24 protein-coding genes are annotated in these 23995 nt (G+C 71.8%); 11 read left to right on the top strand and 13 right to left on the bottom strand.

All coding sequences use genetic code 11. The annotated features are described in order from the left end of the window. Window positions 1–90 precede the first annotated feature (90 nt). A complete protein-coding gene (locus KXC43_RS18040; RefSeq protein ID WP_221377233.1) occupies window positions 91–2661 on the bottom strand; it encodes a winged helix-turn-helix domain-containing protein in 2571 nt (856 codons plus the stop codon). Between the two features lie 320 nt (window positions 2662–2981). Here KXC43_RS18040 and KXC43_RS18035 point away from each other — a divergent pair, with 320 nt between their 5' ends. The 6 genes from KXC43_RS18035 to KXC43_RS18010 all read left to right on the top strand — a co-directional run bounded on the left by KXC43_RS18035 (window position 2982) and on the right by KXC43_RS18010 (window position 10650). Continuing rightward, window positions 2982–5132, top strand: coding sequence for a LuxR family transcriptional regulator (locus KXC43_RS18035; protein WP_221377232.1), 2151 nt, complete (start codon window positions 2982–2984; stop codon window positions 5130–5132). A gap of 176 nt (window positions 5133–5308) precedes the next feature. Then, window positions 5309–6211 (top strand): acetyltransferase, encoded by a 903-nt coding sequence (locus KXC43_RS18030; protein ID WP_221377231.1) that lies wholly within the window; start codon window positions 5309–5311, stop codon window positions 6209–6211. A gap of 11 nt (window positions 6212–6222) precedes the next feature. Beyond that, entirely contained in the window at window positions 6223–7131 is a 909-nt protein-coding gene (locus tag KXC43_RS18025; RefSeq protein ID WP_221377230.1) for a phosphotransferase family protein, read from the top strand. Window positions 7132–7140: 9 nt separating this feature from the next. Beyond that, entirely contained in the window at window positions 7141–7860 is a 720-nt protein-coding gene (locus KXC43_RS18020) for a lysophospholipid acyltransferase family protein (RefSeq protein WP_221377229.1), read from the top strand. A 182-nt stretch (window positions 7861–8042) separates the two neighbouring features. Continuing rightward, window positions 8043–9518, top strand: a complete 1476-nt coding sequence (locus tag KXC43_RS52755) for a glycosyltransferase (protein WP_221377228.1) — start codon at window positions 8043–8045, stop codon at window positions 9516–9518. Window positions 9519–10170: 652 nt separating this feature from the next. Beyond that, on the top strand, window positions 10171–10650 hold the full coding sequence (locus KXC43_RS18010) for a VOC family protein (RefSeq protein ID WP_221377227.1): 480 nt from the start codon (window positions 10171–10173) through the stop codon (window positions 10648–10650). Here KXC43_RS18010 and KXC43_RS18005 read toward each other — a convergent pair. Continuing rightward, window positions 10613–12013, bottom strand: coding sequence for an aminotransferase-like domain-containing protein (locus KXC43_RS18005; RefSeq protein WP_221377226.1), 1401 nt, complete (start codon window positions 12011–12013; stop codon window positions 10613–10615). The two genes, KXC43_RS18010 and KXC43_RS18005, sit on opposite strands and share 38 nt — an antisense overlap. Here KXC43_RS18005 and KXC43_RS18000 point away from each other — a divergent pair. Then, window positions 12012–12965 (top strand): DMT family transporter, encoded by a 954-nt coding sequence (locus tag KXC43_RS18000; protein ID WP_221377225.1) that lies wholly within the window; start codon window positions 12012–12014, stop codon window positions 12963–12965. The genes KXC43_RS18005 and KXC43_RS18000 overlap by 2 nt on opposite strands. A 220-nt stretch (window positions 12966–13185) precedes the next feature. On the opposite strand, the gene KXC43_RS17995 is transcribed toward KXC43_RS18000, so the two are convergent. Next, window positions 13186–13725: a GrpB family protein gene (locus KXC43_RS17995; RefSeq protein ID WP_221377224.1), complete on the bottom strand. Its 540-nt coding sequence runs from the start codon at window positions 13723–13725 to the stop codon at window positions 13186–13188. A 213-nt stretch (window positions 13726–13938) separates the two neighbouring features. Further along, window positions 13939–14307 (bottom strand): VOC family protein, encoded by a 369-nt coding sequence (locus KXC43_RS17990; protein ID WP_221377223.1) that lies wholly within the window; start codon window positions 14305–14307, stop codon window positions 13939–13941. Between the two features lie 63 nt (window positions 14308–14370). Between KXC43_RS17990 and KXC43_RS17985 the strand changes: the two genes are divergently transcribed. Further along, window positions 14371–14829 (top strand): MarR family winged helix-turn-helix transcriptional regulator, encoded by a 459-nt coding sequence (locus tag KXC43_RS17985; RefSeq protein ID WP_221377222.1) that lies wholly within the window; start codon window positions 14371–14373, stop codon window positions 14827–14829. Between the two features lie 97 nt (window positions 14830–14926). On the opposite strand, the gene KXC43_RS17980 is transcribed toward KXC43_RS17985, so the two are convergent. After that, window positions 14927–16024: a nucleotide disphospho-sugar-binding domain-containing protein gene (locus KXC43_RS17980; protein WP_221377221.1), complete on the bottom strand. Its 1098-nt coding sequence runs from the start codon at window positions 16022–16024 to the stop codon at window positions 14927–14929. A gap of 39 nt (window positions 16025–16063) precedes the next feature. Between KXC43_RS17980 and KXC43_RS17975 the strand changes: the two genes are divergently transcribed. Continuing rightward, window positions 16064–16591, top strand: a complete 528-nt coding sequence (locus KXC43_RS17975; protein ID WP_308129134.1) for a GNAT family N-acetyltransferase — start codon at window positions 16064–16066, stop codon at window positions 16589–16591. Here the strand turns inward: KXC43_RS17975 and KXC43_RS17970 are convergent. The 4 genes from KXC43_RS17970 to KXC43_RS17955 form a co-directional block, all read right to left on the bottom strand. Then, window positions 16551–17387, bottom strand: a complete 837-nt coding sequence (locus KXC43_RS17970; RefSeq protein WP_221377219.1) for a metallophosphoesterase — start codon at window positions 17385–17387, stop codon at window positions 16551–16553. The genes KXC43_RS17975 and KXC43_RS17970 overlap by 41 nt on opposite strands. A gap of 13 nt (window positions 17388–17400) precedes the next feature. Further along, complete coding sequence (locus tag KXC43_RS52360; protein ID WP_221377218.1) at window positions 17401–17751, bottom strand: UBP-type zinc finger domain-containing protein; 351 nt, start codon at window positions 17749–17751, stop codon at window positions 17401–17403. A 30-nt stretch (window positions 17752–17781) separates the two neighbouring features. Then, the gene (locus tag KXC43_RS17960; protein WP_221377217.1) at window positions 17782–18249 is read right to left on the bottom strand and encodes an aminoacyl-tRNA deacylase; all 468 of its coding nucleotides are present in this window, start codon (window positions 18247–18249) and stop codon (window positions 17782–17784) included. Window positions 18250–18311: 62 nt separating this feature from the next. Beyond that, entirely contained in the window at window positions 18312–18698 is a 387-nt protein-coding gene (locus KXC43_RS17955; protein WP_221377216.1) for a hypothetical protein, read from the bottom strand. A gap of 227 nt (window positions 18699–18925) precedes the next feature. Between KXC43_RS17955 and KXC43_RS17950 the strand changes: the two genes are divergently transcribed. Both KXC43_RS17950 and KXC43_RS17945 read left to right on the top strand, forming a co-directional pair. Then, the gene (locus tag KXC43_RS17950; protein WP_221377215.1) at window positions 18926–19306 is read left to right on the top strand and encodes a DUF427 domain-containing protein; all 381 of its coding nucleotides are present in this window, start codon (window positions 18926–18928) and stop codon (window positions 19304–19306) included. A 40-nt stretch (window positions 19307–19346) separates the two neighbouring features. Next, window positions 19347–20240 carry an alpha/beta hydrolase family protein gene (locus KXC43_RS17945; protein WP_221377214.1) on the top strand — a complete coding sequence of 298 codons (894 nt, stop codon included), beginning with the start codon at window positions 19347–19349 and terminating at the stop codon, window positions 20238–20240. Here KXC43_RS17945 and KXC43_RS17940 read toward each other — a convergent pair. The 4 genes from KXC43_RS17940 to KXC43_RS17925 form a co-directional block, all read right to left on the bottom strand. Then, window positions 20212–21201 carry a TIGR03617 family F420-dependent LLM class oxidoreductase gene (locus KXC43_RS17940; protein ID WP_221377213.1) on the bottom strand — a complete coding sequence of 330 codons (990 nt, stop codon included), beginning with the start codon at window positions 21199–21201 and terminating at the stop codon, window positions 20212–20214. The two genes, KXC43_RS17945 and KXC43_RS17940, sit on opposite strands and share 29 nt — an antisense overlap. A gap of 7 nt (window positions 21202–21208) precedes the next feature. Then, on the bottom strand, window positions 21209–22447 hold the full coding sequence (locus tag KXC43_RS17935) for a hypothetical protein (RefSeq protein ID WP_221377212.1): 1239 nt from the start codon (window positions 22445–22447) through the stop codon (window positions 21209–21211). 90 nt (window positions 22448–22537) lie between these two features. Then, the gene (locus tag KXC43_RS17930) at window positions 22538–23080 is read right to left on the bottom strand and encodes an RICIN domain-containing protein (protein WP_221377211.1); all 543 of its coding nucleotides are present in this window, start codon (window positions 23078–23080) and stop codon (window positions 22538–22540) included. A 24-nt stretch (window positions 23081–23104) separates the two neighbouring features. Next, on the bottom strand, window positions 23105–23965 hold the full coding sequence (locus tag KXC43_RS17925; RefSeq protein ID WP_221377210.1) for an alpha/beta fold hydrolase: 861 nt from the start codon (window positions 23963–23965) through the stop codon (window positions 23105–23107). Between the last annotated feature and the right edge of the window lie 30 nt (window positions 23966–23995).

Below are 23995 nucleotides of genomic sequence, written 5' to 3'. Positions count from 1 at the left end.
GTGAGCGGCGGGCTCATGATCTCGGTCATGGGATCGAGCATCGGCGCGATGCGGTCCGCCGGTCGTCATCCGCATCGGATGACTCCTCGGTCAGAGCAGACCCAGTTCCCGGGCCCGGCGCACCGCCTCGTTGCGGCGGGTCGCGGCGAGCTTGCGCAACACTCCGCGTACGTGCGTCTTGACGGTGTTGATCGAGACGTACATCGTGCGGGCGATCTCCTCGGTGGAGAGCAGTTGAGCCAGGTAGGCGAGCACCTCGTTCTCCCTCTTGGTGAGGGGCTCGACGACGATCGGCGCGGCGAGGGGACGCGCGGCCGGAGCCGCCGGGAGCGTCACCCCGAGCCAGCCATGGCGGATGCTGAGGTCCCGTTCTTCGCGCAGGAAACGCCGCACCGGCATCGGGGCCTCGAGCAGCGGGCGCCGCAGACGCTCCCTTTCGGCCAGATTCAGCGCCCTCGTCAGCATCCGCCGGGCGCGGTCGCGGTGCCCGTCGGCCAGCTCGGCGCCGGCCCGGATCAACCAGCTGTCGACCCGGACGTCCATCGGGAGGCTCGGGCAGTCGCCCAGGACGGCCACCGCCGACCGGGCGCGGCCGGTGTCGCCGTCCGCAAGCGCGGCCGCCGCCTCGGCGATCGAGTGGTGAGCAGTCGTGCCGCCGCCCGCCGGCCGGCTGCCGGGCGCCAGCAGTGCCGTACGGGTCAGGTCGACGACCTCGGCCAGCCACGCCGGCAGCCCCTCGTGCGGCTGTTCCAGAATCCCGGCCGCGCGGGCGACGTCGCCCCGCGCGCGATGGACCCGGGCACGCACGAGGGCCAGCAGACCGGACAGCAACGCGTCCGGGCACGCGCTCAGCCGCATTCCGGCTTGCTCGCCGTGCGAGCCGGCGGCAGACAGGTCGTACTCGTCGGTGCAGACCCACGCCAGAGCGACCTCGGGGGCGGCCGACGGGGGTTCGCCGTGGCTGTCGGGGAGGCTCAGCGCCCGGCGTGCGTGCTCGGCCGCCCGCCGCAGCCGGCCCGCCAGCGCCTCGGCCAGCGCGAGACGACCCAGCAGGTCGCGAGCCGCACCGGCCGGGAATGCCTCCGGGTCGTCCACGACAACCCGCAAAACCTGACGTGCGCCGGCCAGATCATGCTGGTGCAACAGGCTCTCGGCCCGGGCGAGACGAATCCGCGCGGACAACTTCGCCGGCACTGCGAGACCGTCGGCGAGCGCCACGCCGAGGAGGTGCCAGGCGCGCTCGGCGGCCACGTTCCGCTCCTCCGGCATTGCCCGGGCCAGCTCCACAGTGGCCAGGCAGAGCGGCAACGCGGGGTCCTGGGTGGTCCCGGACATCTCGGTCGCCCGTAACAGGTGCTTGTCGTAGGCCTCGGCGTCGCCGAGGTGGTACGCGACGGCGGCGTGCACGACGGCGGCTTCGGCGAGGTCGAGGTCGAGCGGTAGCGCAGCGAAGGCTCGGGCGCACTTGGCGGCATCCGGCCCGTCGAGGAAGCAGGCGATGACCATGCTGCGCACGACCGACGTCGCCGCGAGTTCCCACTCCCCCGCCCGGACGGCGTGCGGCAGCGCCTCCAACCACCGGCGGGACCCGGCGTACCAGCGGGCGGCGCGGCGGTGCAGATCGGTGATCTGGTGTGCCGGGCCGGCGGCGAGAACATCCAGCAGAACGCGGCGCACCCGCGGGTGATGCACGTAGGACCGTTCGTCGCCCGCCGCCGCGGTCACGAAGATCCCTTCCCGGGCCAGCCCGTCGAGCACCTGCGCGGCGTCGCGCCGGCCGGTCAGTTCGACCGCCAGGCCGGCCGGCAGCTGCTCGGCGACGCACGTCCGCAGCAGCAGCTCACGAGTCGCGGCAGTCTGCTCGGCGAGCAGTTCGGTCCGGATGTACTCGGCCAGCTCGGCCGGCGCCCCGTCGCCGTCCCGGTCGGACCAGGCCCGCGCCTCGAGCCGGAGCGCGGCCGCCCAGCCGTTGGTCCGTTCGGTGAGCTCCGCCACCGCCCCCGCCTCCAGCCGGGTGCCGTGCGCAGCGAGCAGCGCCTCCGCCTCGGCGGGGCTGAAGGCGAGTTCCCCGTGCCGGATCTCGGCGACCGAGCCGGCGAGCCGGTGACGGTTCAGCGGCAGCGGCGGGTCGGTGCGCCCGACGAGAACGACACGCAGCTGCGGACCGGCGTGCTCGATGAGGAACTGCAGCCCGTCGACCACGGACTCGCGGGCCAGCACGTGGACGTTGTCGAGGACCAGCACCACGGGTTCGGGCCGGGCGGCGAGACCGACAGCCAGCCGAACCAGGAACGAACGGTCGACGGCATCGGCCGTGGCGTGCGTGCGGTGCAGCGGCACCTTGGCCCCGGCCCGGTCGAGGGCAGCCACCACGTACGACCAGAAGACGCCGGGATGGTCGTCGGCCGGCTCCAGGCTGAGCCAGGCCGTCCGGGCGCCCCCGCCTCCGGTGGCCACCCAGTCCGCGACCAGCGTGGTCTTGCCCGATCCGGCCGGCCCGATCACCATGGTGAGGCGCCGGGCCGGCCCCGCATCGAGCCGGTCACGAAGGCGTTCGCGAACCACCCACCAGGGTGGAAGCCCCGGTGGCACGAGCTTGACGGTCATGATCGGATCGCCGTCGGGTGTCGTTGTCGAATCGGTAGCGGTCTCCTCGGTCATCAAGATTCCTACCCCCACACCGCCCGCCTCGCCGGCGGCGCGATCGCCCACCCGCGACCCGCGTCTCGTCACTCAACGAGGCTTCAGTATCAACGCAGAGTTTTCTACCGATCTTCGAATGTCTCATCACCCATGCTGGGTGATATCCGAATGTGGACACTCAGGACGGCTATGAGCAGGTCATGGAGGGTCCTGACGGGCGAAAGATGTCCGACCCGGCATTGCATCGGCTGCACAGAGTGCGATTGAGTAATTACTCGATCGGCCGCCGACCTGTCGAAAATCGACGGGCGCGACCGCGAAACGGGGCATTCGGCCGGATGTTGCGCGACGAACACGTGCCACGCCGCAGGCTGATCAAGGATCTGGCCGCGGTGCGTGACAACGTGCCCTTGATCCTGCTGATCGCCGCGCCGGGATACGGGAAGACGATCACTCTGCGGCAGTGGGCGGCCGTCGACCCGCGCCCCTTCGCCTGGCTCGATGCCGAGCCCGGCGACGCCGACCCGGCCCGGATGGTGCGCCGGATCGCCGACGCCCTGCATCCCGTCCTGCCGGTCGGCGACGCCCCCCGGCCGACGCAGTCGCAGGCCGCCGACGACGTTGTGGCCGACGCCGTGCGCCGGCTCGCCACCGGCCCGCACAGGCGGCCGTGGCTGCTGGTCATCGACAACCTCCACGTGATCCGCAACAGCCCGGGGCAGCAGGCGGTTCTCGCCCTCGCCCAGCGGCTGCCGCCCGGGTGCCACCTCGTGGTCGCCGCCCGCACCCGGATCGGCCTGCACATCGGCGGCCTGCGGGCCGAGGGCCGCTGCGCCGAGTTCGGCCCCGACGAGCTGCGACTGTCCGCAACCGAATCGGTCGAGGTCATCCACAACAGCGGCGCACAGGTCACCACCGATCAGGCGCGGGCGCTGGCCCGGCGTCTCGACGGCTGGCCGGCCGGGGTCTATCTCTCCGCACTGACCCTGCGGAGCCGGACCGCCGTGACATGCGTCGCCGACCACCTCTCCGGCGCCGACCCGTACCTGTCGGAGTACTTCTGGGACGTGGTGCTGGCCGGCGAGTCGGCCGACACGGTGCGGTTCCTGATGCGCACCGCACTGCTCGACCCCATGTCGGCCGGCCTGTGCGACGCGGCCCTGCGCCGGCACGGGTCGGGCCAGACCCTCGCCGGACTGGCCGCCCGCAATGTGTTCATCGCTCCCGTCAGCCCGGCCGTCCGTTCGTACCGCTGTCATCCAGTTTTCCGGGAGATGCTGCTGGCCGAGTTGCGCCGCCGGGAACCGGCCGTCGAGCAGGCCATCCACCGGCGAGCCGCTGCGTGGTACGAGAGGCGACGACAGCCCGAGTCCGCGATACGGCACGCCGTGGCGGCGGGCGACGCCGGAATGGTCGAACGTCTCCTCGGCCGGCACAGCCGGCAATTGATCGACGACGGCCGGGCCGAGTCGGTCGCCGCCGATCTGGACACGCTCGGCCGCGACGTGATCAAGAGTGTCCCGCACCTGTCGGCCCAGGCCGGATGGGTCTACGCCTTCGCCGGACGGCGTACCCAGCCGGCCGCCTGCCTCGCGGCTGCTGTTGCGGGCGGTAGTCCGGCAACGGCGCGGACGATGGCCGCCGTCGACCGGCTGCGAGCCGCACTCGCGCCGGGCGGGGTGGACAACATGCTCGGATACGCCCGGCGGGCCGCGCGGCCCGAGCGGCCCGGCTCCGACTGGTACCCGGTCACGACCGTTCTGCTGGGCGTGGCCGAGGAGCTGACCGGCAACACGGTGATGGCGATGACCCGCTACGCACGGGTAGCACGCGCCGGTGGCGAGAACCGCACGGCGGCGGCCCTTGCGCTGGCCGGCCTGGCCTGGCAGGCCGCCGACGCCGGCGACGACGCGACCGCCGCCGCGTACGCGAAGGAATCCGCCGCCCTGCTCGCCGCGGAACGACACCCCGGCGGCTGGTCGGCCCTCACCCACGTGATCTGTGCCCGGGTCGCGCTGCTGTCCGCCGACGGTCCGGCCTGGGAGAGCACGACCAGCCAGGCCCGCCGCGCGATCGAGGGCGCCCGGGCGTTCCCGTGGCTGGTCGCCGCGGCCTCGATCCGGCTGGCCCGGCTGCTGCTGGACGCCGATGAGACGGACGAGGCCCGGGAGGCCGCCGCCGGCGCCCGGCTCGCGCTGACCGAGCTCACCACGGCCGGCGTGCTCGGCGAGCGGTTCCGGGCCGTCCTGGGCGACCTGGATGCCCACGGCCAGGGGACGGAGGCCGGGGACGCCTTCGGCCTGACCGCGGCCGAACTGCGGGTGTTGCAACTTCTGCCCACCCACCTCACGCTCAGCCAGATCGCCGGCGAGATGCGCGTGTCCCGCAACACGGTGAAGACGCAGGTCGCGGCGGTGTACCGGAAGCTGAGCGCGTCCGGGCGAGCCGAGGCGGTGCAGCAGGGCCGCAAGGCCGGCCTGCTGGATTGAGCCGGCCGCAAGGAACGCTCGCCGCCGCCGCCATGGACCGCGGGTGATAGGTTCTCGGTACGCCTACGAGCCCGGAAGGAGGTCGCATCGTGTCCCACGTATCGCGCCCCTTCCGCGGCCCGGCGTCCCCGCGGTTCTGATCCGGGGCGCACGCGTCACGCGCCCTGGAGGTTCCCATGAGTTCCGTCATCTTCCGTCCGCTCGTCGACGGCGAAGAGCAGCTCTTCGATTCCCTGCCCGATCCTCTGCCGCTGCGCCAGATCTCGTACGCCGAGGGTCTGGCCGGCGGAGGCTTCCACCCGTCTCGAACGTGGGTCGCCGTGCGCGACGGCCGGGTCGTGGGCCGGGCCGCCTGGGTGCTGCCGCCCGGCGCCGTGGGTGGGCCCTGGCTCGAGCGGTTCGACCTGATCGACACGCCGCGGGTGGGCGCCTCGCTGCTGTCGGCAGCCCATGAGGCCCTCGGCGGCCCGCGTCCCTACTACCCGGCGTTGCCGGCCGGGTGGCACACGTCGCCGTCGGTCGTCTCGGCGATCGCCCCGGCTCTCGTGGCGGCCGAGTCAGCCGGCCTCGTTCCCCACGGCGAACGGCTCCGTCTGCGCTGGACCCCCGGCGCTGCGGACGACCGGTCGGCGGCTGATCCGTCCGTACGGCCGGCTTCGGGTCCGGCCGAGATCGACGAGCTGGTGGACCGGATCGTCGTCCCCGACGTGCTGACCGGGAGCGAGACGGCCCGCGCCGTGGCGGCCCTCGACCTCGCCCGGCAGCCCCGCCCCTGGCTCACCGGGGAAGCCACCGCCTGGCATGTCGCCCACGACGGTGACGAGCTCCTCGGGCTGCTGGGCACGGCCGGGCAGGCGTGCTGGCCCATGCTCGGCTATCTGGGTGTCCTTCCCGGCCCGCGGTCGACGACGGCCCGGGCGGCGCTGATCGGCGCCGCGCTGACGGTGCTCGTGGCCGCCGGCGCCGAGGAGGTGGTGGCCGACGCCGACGCCGACCGGTCGGACGTGCTGGCCGACCTGAAACGGGCCGGTTTCCGGCCGGTCCGGGCCCGGCTGACCTTCGAGCCCGCGGGAGCGTAGGGTCGCGCCTCGTGAAGCCAGCAATCACGGCCTGGGTCGAAGAAACCGCGCTGCCCGGTCAGCGAATCGCCGAAACCCGGCAGCTGACCGGCGGATACAGCAACGACAACACCGTCCTCACCATGACCGGCGGCGGTCAGTACGTGCTGCGGCGCTACCTCCGGGGCAACAAGTGCGCCCTGGAGGCGGCGCTGGCACACCGACTGACCGGGGTCGTGCCGGTCGCCGAGGTGGTCGCGGCCGACCCGGCCGGTGACGCCGCGGGCGAGCCCGTCCTGCTGTCCGCCTTCGTGCCCGGCACCCCCGTCAACGAGCTGGACGAGGACGCGTTCGTCGCCGTCGCTCACGACGTGGGCGGCACGCTGGCCCGCATCGGCGCCGTCGAATTCGCGGCCCCCGGCTTTTTCAGCGGGGGCCGCCTCGAGCCCGACGGCGCCGAGCCCGCCGAGGGCCTCGACCAGTGGGTCGACCGCTGCCTGACCGAGGGCAACGCCGCCGGCCATCTGACCACCGCGGAGCAGGACGCGCTGCGCCGATGGGCCCGCGAGGCGGCTCCGCAGCTGGCCGAGCTCAAGGGCTCCCGCCGGCTGGTCCACTCCGACTACAACCCCAAGAACCTGCTCGCCACCCGCACGGACGACGGCCGCTGGCGGGTGGCCGCCGTTCTGGACTGGGAGTTCGCGTTCAGCAGCAGTCCGCTCGTCGACATCGGGAACATGCTGCGCTTCCCCCGTTCCGAGGCCTTCACCGCCGGGTTCCTGGCCGGCTTCCGAGACGGCGGCGGCGCCCTGCCGCCCAACTGGCGGCGCCTCAGCCAGGCGCTCGACCTGTTCGCGCTGGCCGACTTCCTCACCCGCCCGGTCGAGCACCGCTACTTCGCCAAGGCCGTCGACCGCATCCGGGTGATGCTGGCTGACTAGGATGACCGCATGCTGCGGGTGTTCTCGGTGGCGTACTGGGCGTTCATCGGGATCACCTGCGTGGTGTTCTTCGCCGGTGCGGTCGTCGTCTGGCTGGTGACGCTGCCCTTCGACCGGCGGCGACTGGTGCTCCACCTGTACTCATCGGCGTGGGCGTCGTTCTACGTCTACGTCAACCCGCTGTGGCGCCTGCGAGTCACCGGCCGCACCCGGCTGCCCTGGCACGGCGCTGCGGTGCTGGTGGCCAACCACGCGTCGCTCATCGACATCCTGGTGTTGTTCGCCCTGTTCCGCCCGTACAAGTGGGTGTCCAAGCAAGAGATCTTCAAGGTCCCCCTGATCGGCTGGAACATGCGCCTCAACGACTACGTCCCCCTGGTCCGCGGCAGCAGCGCCTCGGTGCGCACGATGATGGACCACTGCGACCGCCTGCTGGCCGCCGGTTCCCCCGTCCTGCTGTTCCCCGAGGGCCGCCGCACCCCCGACGGTTCGTTGCAGACGTTCAAGAACGGGGCTTTCGACCTTTCCGTACGACACCAGGTGCCCGTCTACCCCATAGCCGTGCACGGAACGCGAGCAGCCCTCCCCCGCCACGGCGTCATCCTGCGCGAGCACGTGTCCGCCCGCGTCGAGGTCCTGCCGCCCCTCGATCCCGCAGACTTCCCCGACATTGAGTCGCTCCGAGAAGCAGCTCGCCAGGCCATCGCCAACGCCCTGCAACAGGACTGACGACACGCCAATCAACATGGATTCAATGTTGACGACTGAATCAACACGTCAAGTCAAGTCAACATGAGAGCCCCGCCGTCGTCGCGATCAGCACGGTCGCCGTCGTCGCGGTCAGCGCGATGGCCAGCATGCCGCCTCGGCGTTCGGGTGAACTTCGACGATCATCTCTACGATGACGGCCCGTGAGGATCGCGCATTTCTGCGACAGCCATGCCGGCCGCCCGGACGGTGTCTCCCGCTCGGCCGCATTGACGGTGGCGCTGCTGCGCGCGGCCGGCCACACCGTCGACTTCTATCAGCCCGGCCCGTTCTGGTCGTTCCGGCCGGCGCCGGGCCACGTCCGCTCGCTGCCCGTGCCTGGCCGGCAGGTACGCCTTGCGTCACCGTGGCCGCGCTGCCGTCCAGCCGATCTTGTCCACGCGCACACAACCGGCCCACTGGGAATGGCCGGCTTCCGCATGGCGGCCCGCTGGAAGGTGCCACTGATCGTCACCTGGCACACCGACCTGCTGGCCTACGCCGACATCTATCCGGAGGTCCCGATCGGCGCCGCCTGGTGCGCGGCGCAGCTGCGCTTGCGCTGGTCGCTCCGGGAGTACCTGGAGCTGGCCCAGCCCGGCGCCGCACGTCAGCGCCGACTGGCCGCCCTCGGCCAAGGCATGTTCGCCCGCGCCACCGCAGCAATCGCCCCTTCCGCCAAGACAGCCGCCGGTTTCTCGGTCTTCGGCCCCGGCCCGGAGATCTGCGTACTCCCGACCCCGGTCGGCTCCCTGCGCTCGTCCGTTGTTCACACCCCCACGCCGCTCGAACCGTGCGTCGCGACGAGCGAGCCGGATCGCACAGTTGGCGTGTCGGACCCGTCCCCCGACGCCGTGCGCGTTCCACACATCGGAGCGCACGATGCCGCCAACAGACCGCAGCGGTCATGCACCGCGCTCCACATCGCGCAGAGCGGACAGCACGACGCCGACGACAAACCGCAACGCCCAAGCACCGCAGCCCACAACGCGCAAAACCGACCGCACGACGCCGGGGACGAATCGGAGCGGCCGACTTTCGCGGACGGCGTCGCACAGACCGGGTCGGTCGGTGCGGCCCGTGGCTCGGGGCGACCCAGTCGCGCGGGCGGCGTCATCTTGTCGGTGGGGCGGGTGACGGCGGAGAAGAATCCGGAGTTGCTGCTTCGAGCATTTGCCCTGCTGCTCGACGAGAAGCCGGAGGCACGCCTCGTTCTGCTCGGGGTTCGCCTCGGCCGGGCCAACCTGCTGCGGCGCTTGGCGACGCTCGGGCTGTCCAGGAGTGTCGACGTCGTTCCGCCCGTGCCGCATGCGGACGTGGCCGCCTTCTTCAGCGCGGCCGATGTGCTGGCTTTCTGCTCCACAAGCGACACGCAGAGCCTCGTGCTGGCCGAGGCCGAGGCGCACGGCCTGCCTGCTGTCGTGGCCGATCCGGGGCTCGCCGACCGGCCGGGCGGCGGGCCGCCTCGGTTCACCTGCGGGGCCGGCCCTCGGGAGCTGGCCGCCGCGCTGCGCCGGATGCTCGATGACAGTGCCTTGCGTACGAGAGTTATCCACAATGGGTTGCAGGCGACCGCTGCCTATCCTCCGTCGGTCTATCTTGAGCGCCTGGTCGACCTGTACCGCCGGCACCTGAGTTGAGAACGCCTGTCACGATCTTGTCCGTGACACTCACGAGGAAGTGGTGCGCTGCAACCGGCGTGCATTCCGGCGGGAGCCACACCGGGAATCTGGTACAACCCGGCCGACCCGCTCGGCTTCGTCACCGACTTCGGCGAGCTGAGCAGCGATCGCGGCATGCCGCGAGGATTTCTGGGGTTTGCCGGCCTTCTTCTCGTCGGTATCAGCCTCTGGCTGACCTTCTTGGCCGTCGGTCAGGCGTCACGGTTCCGCCGGTTGATCGTTCTGGTCGACCCCGATCGTGAGTTCGTCGACGGCCGGCACGCGCTCCGTCCAGCGCCGCGGGGATCGGCCTTTTCGAGTCCCTGCGGGGCCGGCACATCGACGAGCTCTGGCTCAGCCCCGGACCTGGGCGGCGAGACGTCCTGGCCGGTCGTCGAACGGCTCCAGGAACTGGCGTACGCCGCAACCCGCCCGGACATCGGAACCATCGTGCTTCCGGAGAAGCAGTCCGAGATGACGCGCGCCCTGCGCGAGCGGGCCTACGAGGTCTCCGAGGGCCAGGCGACACCGGACCACACCGGACTCCCTCCGGGCCCCGCCAGAGCGACCACGAACGCGCACGTACACAAACGGTCAGGAACTGACCGGAACGGCTGCTTCGCTGGTGGGTATGAGCATTCTGCACACGCCGGCCGAGGGCGCCGTTCTGAACCCGTTCGTCATGGTGGAGAACGCCGCCGGTCTGATCACCTTCGTGTCCGAGGTCTTCGAGGTGGCCGAGACCGAGGCGGCGCACACGGAGATGCCGGACGGGACGCTGATCCACTCCGAGGTCCGGCTGGGGGCGGTCGACCTGATGATCGTCGACCGGCAGCAGGGCTGGCCGCTGCGGCCCGGGCTGCTGCAAGTGTGGGTCGAGGACGTCAGCGCCCTGCTCGAGCGCGCGACCGGCCACGGCGCCACCGTGGTCACCCCGGCGACGCCCTTCTACGGCGGGACGACGCTCGGCCGCATGCTCGATCCCTGGCAGAACCTCTGGTGGTTGTACGCGCCGGCGCCCGGCCGGCCGGATCCGGTGCCGCACTGGGACGACGAGGGCTCGGACACCATCTTCACGACGTTGGACGCGACGCTGCGATCGCTGCGCTGAGCCGGCGGACGGCCTCGTCCATCAGATCGGGCGGGGCCGCCGCGTAGGTCAGCCGCAGGTGGGACGCGGGCGCCTCGGCCGCGAACCAGGGGCGTCCCGGAAAGACGATCACGCCCTCGGTCGCGGCCGCGGCGGCCACCCGGACGTCGTCGAGGCCCTCGTCCAGGCGTACCCAGAGGTGCAGTCCGCCCCTGGGTCTCGGCGCGGCGATCGCCGGCAGGTGACGGTGCAGCGCCGACAGCAACGCGTCGCGCCGCGCCGACAACGCCGTCCGTAGCTGCCGGCGATGCCGGTCCCAGACCGGCGAGGTGACGAACTCGAGCGCGGCCTGCTGCAATGGCCCGGCCACGAACAACTCGTCGACCAACCGCACCGCCCGCAAGCGCGCACCGGCCGGCCCGCGCGCGCCGACGGCAGCGATCCGCAGCCCGGGAGCGGCCGACTTGGTCAGCGACCGCAGATAGATCACATGCCCGTCGGCCTCCTCCCGAGCCAGCGGCGGTGGCGGATCCCCGTCGATCGTCAGGTCGCGGGCATAGTCGTCCTCGATCAAGAAGGCCCCGGCTTCCCGTACGGCCGACAGCACCACGCTCCTGCGGTCCGCCGCCAAGCTCGCGCCGGTCGGGTTGGCGTGCAGCGGCTGGCAATAGAACAGCCGCGAGCCCGTCCTCGCGAACGCCGCCGCCAACTGGTCCGGCAGCACGCCGTCGGCGTCGGCGGGCACCGGCACGACGCGCAGACCCGCCGCCCGGGCTGACGCGAGCGCGCCCAGATAGGTCGGGGACTCCACCAGCAGCGTGTCGCCCGGCGCGGCCAGCGCTCGGAACGCCGACGAAAGCGCCGCCTGCCCGCCGGGGCAGATCACCATGTCGTCTGCCCGCAGGCCGATCGCGGCGGCGAACCAGGCCCGCAGGTCAGCTCGCCCTTCCGCCGGTCCGCGCTGCCAGGCCGCCGGTTGCCGCGCCACCCGCGCCAGCGCCGCCCCGAGCGCCACCGCCGGTTGAAGTTCCGGTTCCAGATAGCCCCCGGACAGCGGAATCGCCCCGGCCGGCGGCGTAGCCAGTAACGCCTGCAGCTCGTCCTCGCCCGGCCGCCGCGCGCCCAGCGCCACGGTCTGCCACGACAGGTCGGGCGCCGGCCCGGTCGCGGCCGCTCGCCGGGCCACGAACGTGCCCTGCCCCGGACGCGTCTCGACCAGGCCCTCCTTGACCAGGGCGCGAATCGCGGCGGCCACGGTGACGGGCGACGCCTGATGGCGTGCGGTCAATTCCCGTACGGAAGGAAGCCGCGACCCGGCCGCGGCCGAGCTCACCGCACCGCGCAGATCTTGGATAACACGCGCGGCTGCGTTACCGTCATTCATGAAAGCACAGAGTAGCGCTATCGAGCCGCGAACGATAACGCCGCCCGGCGGCCTGGCCCTGGGCGCACTGGGCGTGCTGGCGTTCAGCCTGTCGCTGCCGGCCACCCGCCTGGCCGTGCACGAGCTCGACCCGTGGTTCGTGGCGTTCGGCCGCGCCGTGGGAGCGGCCGGACTGGCTGCGGCCTACCTGTGGCTCACCCGCGCGCCCCGGCCCACCCCGCGACAGTGGCGCCGCCTGTCGGTCGCCGCGCTGGGCGTGGTCGTCGGCTTTCCGCTGTTCACCTCCCTGGCCCTGACCACCCAGACGTCCGCGCACGGCGCCGTGGTCATCACCGTGCTGCCCGCGATGACCGCCGTCTTCGCCGTCCTGCGCGCCGGCGAACGCCCACCGCGAGCCTTCTGGCTGGCCGCCGTCACGGGCCTGCTCTCGGTGCTGGCTTTCGTCGCGGCCACCGGCGCCACCAGCGGCGCCCTCTCCCCCGCCGACCTGTTCCTGCTGGCCGCCGTCGTCCTGTGCGGACTGGGCTACGCCGAGGGCGGCGCCCTGTCCCGCGAACTGGGCGGCGCCCGGACCATCTGCTGGGCGCTGCTGCTCGCTCTGCCCGCCACCCTGCCGGTCACGTTGGTCAGCGCGACTGTCCATCCGCCGCACGGCACCGCACAGTCCTGGACGGCCTTCGCCTACCTGACCGTCGTCTCGATGTTTCTGGGCTTCTTCGCCTGGTACGCCGGCTTGGCCCGCGGCGGCGTGGCCCGGGTCGGCCAGATCCAATTGGGTCAGCCCGTCCTGACCCTGCTCTGGTCGGCCCTGCTCCTGGGCGAGACAGTCCCACCGGCCGCGCTGGCCGTGGCCCTACTGGTGCTGCTGTGCGTGATCCTGACCCAACGCACCCGCACGAGCCCCGCCCAGCACCCGATCCAGAACGAGCTCGCCACCGCACGCAACAATTGATCTCGGTCCGGCCCGGCGCGGTGCCTACACGACAAGCTCGCGTGCTGCCGACGACGCCCCGATGTGCTGGCACCTGGGCAACCTCATCGACCGCGACACAACCGAACGCCGGCATGCTGCGGACCGCCTTTGTCGGACCCAGGATCGCTGTCGAACGGGTCCGGCCGGTTTCATGTTTCCCCGAGCGGATCCGGCTGATTCCTCAGGGGAAGGAGACCGATCAGGACGCTTCTTCGATGATCGACGCCACGACCGCGGACTTGCCGTCGGTGTATGCCTTCCGGTCGACGGGCCTCTGCTCGGCCAGCCTCAGCTTCACCGCTTCATATCGTTCCCGTGCCCGTGCGCTGCGCCTGAGAATCTCGCGCAAGCGCAGGTACGCGCGCCATTGGTCGCCGTCACGATCAACCACGTGCAGATGGGCGACTCGATGCCATGGTCGGCACTCGAGAACAAAAACATGCCCTCCCTGGTCACCTGCGTCGCCCCGGTAGATCCATCCATCGGCCTCCAGCCTTGCCGTCACGGGCGAGATCGGCTGCTTCACAGCGAGGCCGACCGCCAGGTCGATGATCGGCTTGGCAAGGAGACCGGGAACGGACGACGATCCGACCAGCTCTACCTGCGCTGCCGAACCATGCAGGCCTTCCACCACTCGCGTCCGCAGATCGCCGCCGGCATCCAGCCAGGCCTGAGTCGTCCGGCCGAGCCGAAGATCCCCGTAGTCGAGCCCCAGCCCCATCGCGGTCAGCGAGTCCACGGCCGCATCGTCGCACAGCAATGACTCCGGCTCGTGCCAGCGCCGGGCATCTGGCCACACCGATCCAGGCAGCCGGTGGCGGCGGTGGCCGTACCGATCTGGCGGCGGGCGACGTCATCGCGGTCAAGCATGTCGGTCAGCCGGCCGGGTCCGCCGTTGAGCGTCCGGCCGGACAACACCCGGCCGTCGTTGCTGCGCGACGGCGCCGGCCGGTCAGGCGCGGTCGTGGAGGGTGACGTGGTAGCCGTCGGGGTCGGCGAAGGTGAACGTCCGGCCGAAGGGTCCGTCGATCGGTGCGGCCACGATCGTGTGGCCGTCGGCGACGAGGGCGTCGTGGATGTCCTGGACGTCTGTGGCGTGGAGCCAGATCGCCGCGCCGATGCCGGGCTGCGGGACGGACGCGAGATCGGTGCCGGGGACGATGTCGCGGAGGGCGAAAGCGATCGGCTTCGTCTCGAAGACGACGGCGTGCGGAGGGCCGGCCGGAGAACGTACGAGGCCGAGGTACCTCTCGTAGAACGCGCGTGAGGCGTCGAGGTCGCGAGCCTGCAGGGAGATGAAGTCGGGGCCGGTGACCGGCATGATGGTGCTCCTTCGCTACGTGTCAGTTTACTGACATGTGCAAGGCTATGTCAGAATGCTGACATGAGTCAAGACGACGCGGGCGTCGACCTGGGAACTTCACTCGGCTACCTGCTGAAAGAGACGTCCAGCGTTCTCCGTGCAGCCATGGAGGCGGTGCTGCGGCCGCTGGGCATGACCGTGACGCACTACTCCTGCCTCGAGCTGCTGGCGCAACGCCCGGGCTTGTCGAACTCCGAGCTGGCGCGGGGCACGTTCGTGACCAGGCAGTCGATGAACGTCCTGCTGCAGGCATTGGAACGGGACGGGTACGTGACCCGGCCGGCGGAGGCGCCCGTGGGGAAGGCTCTACCGACGCGGCTCACGCCACGCGGACGGCGAAGCCTCGCGAAGGCGTCCGCCGCGGTCCGCAGTGTCGAGGTCAGGATGCTGAGCGGTCTGACCGAGGCCGAGCAGTCGGCTGCGCGGACCACTCTGCGGAGCATGATCCGTTCGCTGCGGGAGCCCGAGGAGGAGGGGTGAGAGCGCCGATACGGGCCTCAGCCGCAGAGCGCCTGGTCCGGCCGCCTTTTCCCCGCCCGAAACACCGCCCGGGCAAGGCCGGTCGCCCGGACAGGCCTCAAGCGCGGGCCAGCCTTCCGAGCTCGGCCACGACCGACTCCGGCGCGGGCATGGCGGCGATCTCGGCCGCCACCTGCTGAGCCGCGGCGCGGAGCGACTCGTCGGTCAGCAGGCGGGTCAGGTCGGCCGCGGTGATCGCCTTGGCCTCGACCGCCAGCCCGGCTCCCCGCCGGGCGAGCAGCTCGGCGTTGTGGCGACGGTCGCCGGCGCCCGGTGTGGCCAGTTGGGGAACGCCCGCGGCCAGCCCGCCGAGGATGCTGCCCGCCCCGGAGTGGTGGACGAAGGCCGCCGCGTACGGAAGAAGCTCGTTGAGAGGCACCCGCCCGACCGTCCGGACGTTCGGCGGCAGACCGCGGGCAGCGGACGCGGGCCGCACCAGCACGAACTCGGCGTCGACCTCGGCCGCTGCGGCGATCACCGCCGGCCCGGGGTTGCCGTCGTTGGGGCCCTCGATGGTGCTGCGGCTGACGAGCACCCGCGGCCGGTCGCCGGGCGCGCGCAGCCAGTCGGGGATCTCGCCACCACCCGAGTACGGCACGGGCCGCATCGGCACCGCACCGACCGGCGAGCCTTCGCGGACGCTGGGCGGGATCACCGTGATGGTCAGCGCCGGCCTGGGGATCCGCTGCCCGCGCAGCGGCGAGCTGGTGGTCACCGCCTCGAACAGGTCGTCCGCGGGCCACAACGTGTTCTCCTGCAGCACCGACGGGATCGACAACTTGCCGCCCACGATCGCGCCCGCCTCGCTCAGCGACTCGAAGACGATCAGATCGGGCCGTTCCCCCACGGCCAGTCGCATCAGCGGCTCGACCAGGGACAGGTTGGCCCGGCCGAACAGCTCGCCCACGAAGCCGTGCCCCGCGGTGCCCTTCATCTCGGCCCGGGCGACCCTGGGGTGCCGCAGAGCCGCCCGCATCGCGCTGCGCGGCAGGCTGAAGCGGCCTCCGATGTCCACAGTGCGCAGCCCGAGCAGGTCCGGCGGGAAGTTGCCGCCGGCCAGTACGACGTCGTGGCCGGCGTCCCGGCAGGCCGCGGCCAGCGGCACCAGCGGCAGCAGATGTCCCTGGAGCGGCGCGGCGACGACCATGATTCGCATAGGCGTTATCTACCACGACGGCGCCACTATGATGCGCCGGTGACCAAGCCCATCCGCATCATCCACCTGGACGCCGACTCGTTCCGCGCCCTGAGCGAGGGCGACCTCGTCGCGGCGAACCGGGTGACGCCCGTGCCTGTCTCGGCCTATCTGGTCGGCCCCGAGCCTCGCGGCACCTGGCTTCGCCGGCTCGGCCAGGCCTTGGAGGATCCGGCCAGTGCGGCTTGGACGACCGGCATCATCTGGGACGACCGGGCCGGCGTGGCGGTCGGGCGTGCCGGTTTCCACGGGCCGCCCGACGAGTCCGGCACGGTGGAGATCGGTTACGCCGTCGACCCGCAGTTCCGCCGGCAGGGTTATGCGCGGGCGGCCTTCGAGGCGCTGCTCGCCCGCGCCCGCGCGGAGCCGTCCGTCCACCGCGTACGCGTCTCGATCCGCCCCGACAACGTCGCCTCGGCCAACCTGGCCCTGCCCTACGGCTTCGTCAAGGTCGGCGAGCAGGACGACGACGAGGACGGCCTGGAGTTCATCTACGATCTGGAACTTCGGGACGCCACTGGGCGATGAGGGCCGCCATGGTCTCGGCGTCGTGCTCGTGAGCCGTCCGGCCGGCGTGGGGATCGCGTGCGTGCAACACATGCAGCAGCGGAGACCCCGGTCGGCCCAGCTCGACCAGGGTGGCCGAGGCGCCCCGGACGGCTCGTTCACCGCCGGGCGGCCCGGTCAGGTCGATCCGGTTGACGACGCCGGGCGTGACCCAGACCGGCACCCCGGCGAGCAGGCCGAACAGCTGCAGGTGGAAGTGACCGGTGAGAACGAGCCGCACGTCGGTGCCGTGGATCACCTCGGCCAGGTCGTCCGGGTTGGTCAGGCCGAGGGTGCGCTGCACCGCGTTGTCCAGGCCGATCGGCGGGTGGTGGAACGCCAGCACCGTGCCCTGCGGAGCCGGGGTGGCCAGCACCGAGCGGAGCCACAGCAACTGCTCGTCGTCGAGATGGCCGTACACCCGGCCGGGCACCAGCGAGTCGAGCGTGATGATGCGGTGGCCCCCGATGACGGTCACCGATGTCAGCTCTGCGCCGAGGCCGGCCGTGAACGCCTTGCGCTCGTCGTGGTTGCCGGTGGTGTAGAGGGCCGGGATGCCCCGCTCGGCGGCGAACGCCCCGACCAGCGAGCGGACTGCGGCGTAGGCCTCGGCCGACCCGTCGTCGGCCACGTCGCCCGTCACCAGCACGGCGTCGAGCCCGGCCAGTTCGCCGCAGTCGTTCAGGATGCGGGCCAGCGACTCGCGCGGGTCGATCCCGTCGGTGTTGGGACCGGCCGCGCGAGTCAGATGCGTGTCCGACAGGTGCAGGATCCGCATGGGCCGCCGGACCCTAGCGGTTGAGCTTGGTGCGCCAGTCGCTCGGCACGGCGCCGGCCGGGCCGGGCACGGGCTGGTCGGCCGGGCGGCTGTCGGCGGGCGCCAGCGTCGGGCCGGAGCCGGCCTCTTCGGTGGTGAAGTCCCAGAACCAGTCCTCGCCGGGCTCGAACGACTGAATGATCGGGTGGCCCGTCTCGCGGAAGTGGGCGGTGGCGTGCTGCGCGGGTGAGGTGTCGCAGCAGCCGACGTGGCCGCACTGGGCGCAGCGCCGCAGGTGGAACCACCAACCGCCGGCGTCGAGGCACTCGACGCAGCCGGTGCCGGAAGGGGGTACGTCGGGCTGGATCGCGTTTTCGCTCGTCACGACCGAGAATTTACCCCAGCCACCCCGGGCTCAGGCGGCCTCGTCCGTCACATCGGCGAAGGTGCCACCCAGCTTGACAACGGCCTCGTCGGCCGGCACCTGCAGCCCCACGCCGCGTTCCCCGGCACCGAGGTTGATGGTGCGTCCTTCCGTTCGCGAATCCGCGATGACCGGCCAGGCCGTGCTGGCGCCGAACGGGGTGATGGTGCCGCGCTCGTAGCCCGTCGCCGCCTTGGCCGTGGCCGCGTCCGGCATCGAGAGCCGGTTGACCCCGAGCAGCGCCCGCAGCTTGGGCCACGAGATCGACCGGTCGCCGGGCACCAGCACGAACACGTAGTCGTCGTCGGCCCGCCGCACCACGAGGGTCTTCACCAGGTCGCGGACCTCGACGCCCTGCGCCTCGGCGGCCTCGGCGACGCTGCTGACCGGGCCGTGGCGCAGGAGTTGGTAAGGGATGCCCAGGGCGGTGACCGCGGCCTCGGCCGGATTCGTCGACATGGAAACGAAAATAGCGCCAGGCCATACCCGATCGGGTATGGCCTGGCTCTCTTACTTCAAGATCAGTCGTCGTCGCCACCGCGGTCACGGTCACGGTCGTGGTCGCCGTCACGGTCACGGTCGTGGCCGCGGTCGCGCCAGTCCCACGACTTCTCGACCGTCAGCCGCCACTCGCCCCGGTAGGGGCCGAAGCGGACCCGGTCGCAGTCGTAGTCGTCCCACCGGTCACGCCACTCGCCGCGCTTGCCGGCCCACTCGCACTCGCGCCGCGAGTCGTAGTAGCCCTCGGTCCACTCGCGGTCACGACGCGGCGAGTCCGCCGTGGTCGTGGCCGCCCGGGCCGCCGTGTCTGGTGCGGATGTCGACGCCATGGCCGGTGCAGCCCCGAGCGTCGCGCCCGTCATCAGGCTCAGTCCGACGAGTGTCAGAATCCGCGTTGCCGCTTTCATGGTTCACCCTTCCTCGAGCCGATTTGTGCCCTGTCAGGTCACCACGCGGAGCGGCCCGGCATGCGGCAATAGCGGGCAATAGTCCGTTCGGTGGAGGTAAGAGGGTATATCCGTCTTGAAAACAGTGGCGTGGCTGACGCCGCAGCAGCGGTATGCGCCGAGCACACCGGGAATGGAGGTGCCGGAGAGCGACTTGTTCCCGCTGGAGACCTACCGATGGAGGCACCATGTCGAACAACCGTCCCGAGCTCGTGCCCGGCCCCGACCACCCCATCACGATCACCCCGAACGCCGGCCACATCGTGGTCAAGGTCGGTGACAAGGTCGTCGCGGACTCCCGCAACGCGCTCACCCTGCAGGAGTCGACCTACCCGGCGGTGCCGTACATCCCGCTGGCCGACGTCGACCAGTCGCTGCTCGAGCGCACCGCGACCTCGACCTACTGCCCCTACAAGGGCGACGCGACCTACTACTCGATCCCGGCCGGCGGCGAGAAGTCGGTCGACGCGATCTGGGTCTACGAGAACCCGCGGGACGCCGTGGCCCAGATCAAGGACCACGTGGCGTTCTATCCCGACCGGGTCGACTCGATCGAGATCACAGCCTAGGCAAAGGCTCCGCACAGGGTCCGCGGGCACCGTCGGTCACGTGCGGAGACGAACATTGTTGCTCAGCGTGTCGGCGGCTGTGGCCGGCGGGCTGGCTGTCAGGACCGGGCAGGCGTCGGCGAGCGAGCGCACCGTTCTCTCGTCGACCAAGAACTCGACCCTCGAGGCGCGCGCCGTCACGCCGTACCGGCCGATCGAGGGCCGAGCCCCGGGCGGGGTGCGTTCGGTGGCGCGGCGCGACTACTCGTTCGCCCGCGACGGCCGGGCATTGCGGACGCAGGTGTGGGCTCCGGTGGGACCGGGGCCTCACCCGCTCGTCCTGTTCAGTCACGGACTGCACTCGCAGCCCGACGACTCCGCGTCGCTGCTGATCCGGTGGGCCCTGGCCGGCTTCGTCGTGGCCGCGCCGCGCTATCCGCACACCGCGCTGGGCACCTCCAAGTTCACCGCGTACGACCTGGTGAACCAGCCCTCGGACGCGTCCGAGGTGATCTCCCGCATGCTGGAGAAGGAGAACATCGACACCTCCCGAGTCGCGGCGGCGGGGCACTCGGGCGGCGGCATCACCACGGCCGGCCTGCTCAGCAAGCATCGCGACGACCGTCTCAAGGCGGGCATCCTGATCGCGGGCACCGATTTCCTGGGTACGCCGTTCAGCGGTCCGCCCGCGGCCGTGCTCCTGGTGCACGGCCGCGAGGACACCTCGGTCACATACGACGCCGCCCGCACCGTCTACGAGGCCGTGCCCTGGTCGCGAGCCATGCTGAGCATCACGGAGGGCGGCCACCAGGTCAGCGACCTCCCGGTTGTCGCCGACACCACGACCGCCTTCCTGCGCTGGAGCTTCTACGGCGGCGAACCCGGACTCGCCGGCCGGGGCGGCGTGGCCACGCTCGACAACGAGCTCACAGCTGCTGTCGCACCCGCGCGATGAGGGCCGGATCGACGTCGTACGGCGTGTAGAGCGAGATCCGGTCGACCAGGCCACCGAACCGGGAGCGCACGCCGGCGGCCACGTCACCGGTGACCGCGAACGTGTCGAGCACCTCGTCGCTGATCAGCGCGGTCATCTCGGCCCAGGCCTGCCGCCGCGACAACGCGTTCAGCTGGTCGGCCAGGCCGCCCCAGCCGTGCAGTTCCAGCACCGGCCGGTACGCCGGGGTGGAGGCGTAGAACGCGATCTGCCCCTTGACCGCCTGCTCGGCCCGCGACCGCGCGGCCTCGTCGGCTCCCAGCACGACCATGGCCGACAGGCACACGGTGAAATCGCCGAGGTCGCCGCCACGCGCCTCGCGCAGGGCCGGCCGGGTACGCTCGCCGAGGTAGGCCGCGCTGGTCAGCGGGTGCGCCAGCAGACCGTCGGCGACCCGGCCCGCCGTCTGCGTCATCCGCTCCCCCACCGCCGCCAGCAGGACGGGCGGATTCCCGTACGGATGGGGACCGGGGTTGAAAAAATCGGTCATCAACGTGTGCCGGTAGAACTCGCCGCGGAACGCCAGCCGCTCGCCGCCGCCCCAGGCCGCCCAGACGGCCCGGATCGCGCGGATGAACTCCTCCATGCGGGCCGCCGGTTTGCTCCAGGGCATCGCGAACCGCCGCTCGATGTGCGGCTGCACCTGGGAGCCGAGGCCCAGCTGGAAGCGGCCCTCGCTGATCAGCTGAAGGTCGTTGGCCAGGACGGCCACGCTCATCGGGTTGCGCGCGAAGGCCACCGCGATCGCCGACTGCACGGTGATGCGCGAGGTGGCCCGGGCGGCCAGGGCGAGGGCCGGGAAGACGTCGTGCTTCGTCTCGGCGGCGCCGAAACCGTCGTACCCGTCCTTCTCGGCGGCGACGGCGGCCGCCTCGACCTGGATCGGCGTGGCCGCGACGTCGGCGGCGAAGTCAACCAGCATGGAACAGCTATAGCACCTGCTGCCGGATCCACTTCACGCACGCCCGGTCGACCGCCGGGAAGGGCACCCCGTACGCGTCCCGTGCGGCCTGGTCGTACTCGTTGTCCTGAGTCAGAACCAGGCGTACGAAGGTGAAGAGCTTCTCGTCGCCGTACTTGCGGGCCATGCAGTCGACGGCGAGGTGGCTCAGCCCGTAGAAGGCGTCCCCGGCCCGCGAGGGCGCGTCCCGCCCCGGCTGCGACGGGATCATCGACCGGGGCCGGGCGCCGCCGTTCAACGCCCACCGCACGCTGTGCCGGCGCAGCGTCTCGGCGGCTCTCATCGGTGACCACCCGATGTATTCGGCGATGCCCTCGCTGAGCCACGTGTCCTCGGCCGCGTCGGCACGGTAGGCGCCCGCGAGGGTCACGACGTGGCCGAGCTCGTGCTGGAGGGCGACGCGCAGCATGACCGGGTTGCCGGCCAGGGACTTCATACGCAGCATGACGTCGATGCCGTGCATATTGAGCGGGACGGCCAGGCCGATGGCCCAGTTGTCGCCCTCGCCGCCGTACCAGCTGCGCCACTGCGCCTCACCGGCCAGATAGATCCGGTAGCGGGACTGCGACGTGCCGGCCAGCGCCGCGAACCGGTCGTCCACCTTGGCCGCGGTCTCGGCCACCGGCAGCACCTGGGCCAGGTGGCGGCGTTGCCCGGGCGCGGCGATCAGGGTCACCCGGGTGCCGCGCAGGGCGACCAGCTCGCCGTTCTCCCAGGGAACGGGCCGGCGCGGGTCGTCGCTCGGCCCCGGCGCGACCGCGCTGATCACGTAGCGACCCCCGACCGGCCGCAGGGTGAGCCGCTGTTCGATGCGCGGCGGCTCCTGCCACCGGCTGCCGGCCGAACCGGGGCACATGTCGGGGCCGAGGCAGTACGAGATCTCCGTACGGAAGGAAAGCTTGGTCCCGGCCTTCTGTTCGACGCCCGGCCGGTAGTCGAAGCGGGTCACTTCGAGGGCCCGCAGCGAGCGGAACATGCTGCGGTACCGCTTCTTCAGCGGCGCGTCGACAGCGGCCAGCCAGCCCTGCTCGTCGCCGCTCAGCAGCGCCGCGGACTGCGCGTTCAGAGCAGCGACGGCTTGCTCGTACGGTGTGGCCGGCTTGCTGCGAGCAGCCACCGCAGTGCGCGTCGTGGGACGGGAGACGACGACCGCGGCGGCGAGCAGCAGCACACCGACCGCGGCGACGGCGAGAAAGGCGCGGCGCATCGCGCTCCGTTCGGGGATGGTGCATCGGGGCCGGGTTCGCATCCCAGCCGATGCACCACGATGACATCCATCCCCATCACGACGGAAGCGTCACATCAGCCCGGGAATCGGCACGCTGAGCACCCGTACGGTCCACCGGCGCGACCCGGCCGTGCCGGCGCACGAGCCCTGCACGGCGACGCCGCTCCCGATCTGCAGGCACTGGCCGGTCAGCGTGTTCTCAATCTTGGCCGTCTCGCCCAGCGAGTCACGCAGCTCCCACCGGCGCGACTGCACGGCCGCGCACGGCTCCAGACCGGCCCGCGCGCCGGTGGTCCGCGTACCGCCCGGCATGCTCAGGCACCGGCCGGTCCGCACGTTGAGGATCTCCAGCTTGCCCGTGACGTCGACCGGGCGGAACCGCCACCGGTAGGGCTCGGTCCGCGCGCACGGCAGTTCGGTCAGCCCTGAGGTGAGGCACCACCCACTGCCGGCGTTGATCACTTGGAAGTCGAGTCCGACCAGGTCGATCGGGGCGGGCGCGGCGGGTGCCACGGGTGCGGCGGGTGCGGCAGGTGCGGCGGGTGCGGCCTGGACGGGGACGGCCGGCAGGAGGACGAGGGCGGCGATGACGGCGAGCGCACGGCGAAGCATGCGCCCACTTTATCCGATTTGTCCCTATCGCTGCAGCAGCCCGCGGAGGGCCCCGACCACGACCTCCGGCGCCTCCTCGGCCATGAAGTGCCCGCACTTCACTGGAAGGTGCTCGAGATCTGGCGCCCACGCCCGCCACAACGCCTCCGCGTCGAACCCGAGCATCGAACCCCAGTCCTGCTGCAGAACGGTCACCGGCATGCCCAGGACGCGGCCGGCGTCACGGTCGGCCCGGTCGTGCTCCACGTCGATCCCGGCCGACGCTCGGTAGTCGGCCACGATCGACGGCACGGCGGCCCGGCACGCGTCCAGGTAGGCGGCCCGCACGTCGGGCGGGATCGCCGCCGGGTCCTGGATCCACAGGTCGAGGAAGTAGCCGAAGAAGTCGTCGGCCGCGCCGGCGATCATCTTCTCGGGCAGGCCGGGCGGCTGCGCCATCAGGTAGAGGTGGAACCCGACGGCGGCCGAGACGCCGTGCATGACGTCCCACATGTCCAGGGTCGGCAGCACGTCCAGCGAGGCCAGGTGGGTGACGTGCTGTGGATGGTCGAGCCCGGCCCGGATCGCCACCAGGGCGCCCCGGTCGTGCCCGGCCAGCGCGAACCGGTCGAACCCGAGCTCGGCGGCCAGCCGCACGACGTCGCGGGCCATGGTCCGCTTCGAGTACGTGTCCGGCCCGGCCTCGGCGGGCTTGTCGCTGGCGCCGTACCCGCGCAGGTCGGGGCAGATCACGGTGTGATCCCGGGCGAGGTCGGCGGCGACGTGCCGCCACATCAGGTGGGTCTGCGGGAAACCGTGCAGCAGGACGATCGGGTTGCCACTGCCGCTCACCCGCACGAACAGTTCCACGTCGTCGTCAACTCGTACTTTGCGCTCTTCGAACATGCTCCCGATTGTTCGGCGCGCGAATGAGCG

The sequence above is a fragment of the Paractinoplanes polyasparticus genome, assembly GCF_019710575.1.
Taxonomy (GTDB): Bacteria; Actinomycetota; Actinomycetes; order Mycobacteriales; family Micromonosporaceae; genus Actinoplanes; species Actinoplanes polyasparticus.
This window is presented reverse-complemented; position numbering and strand designations above follow the sequence as displayed.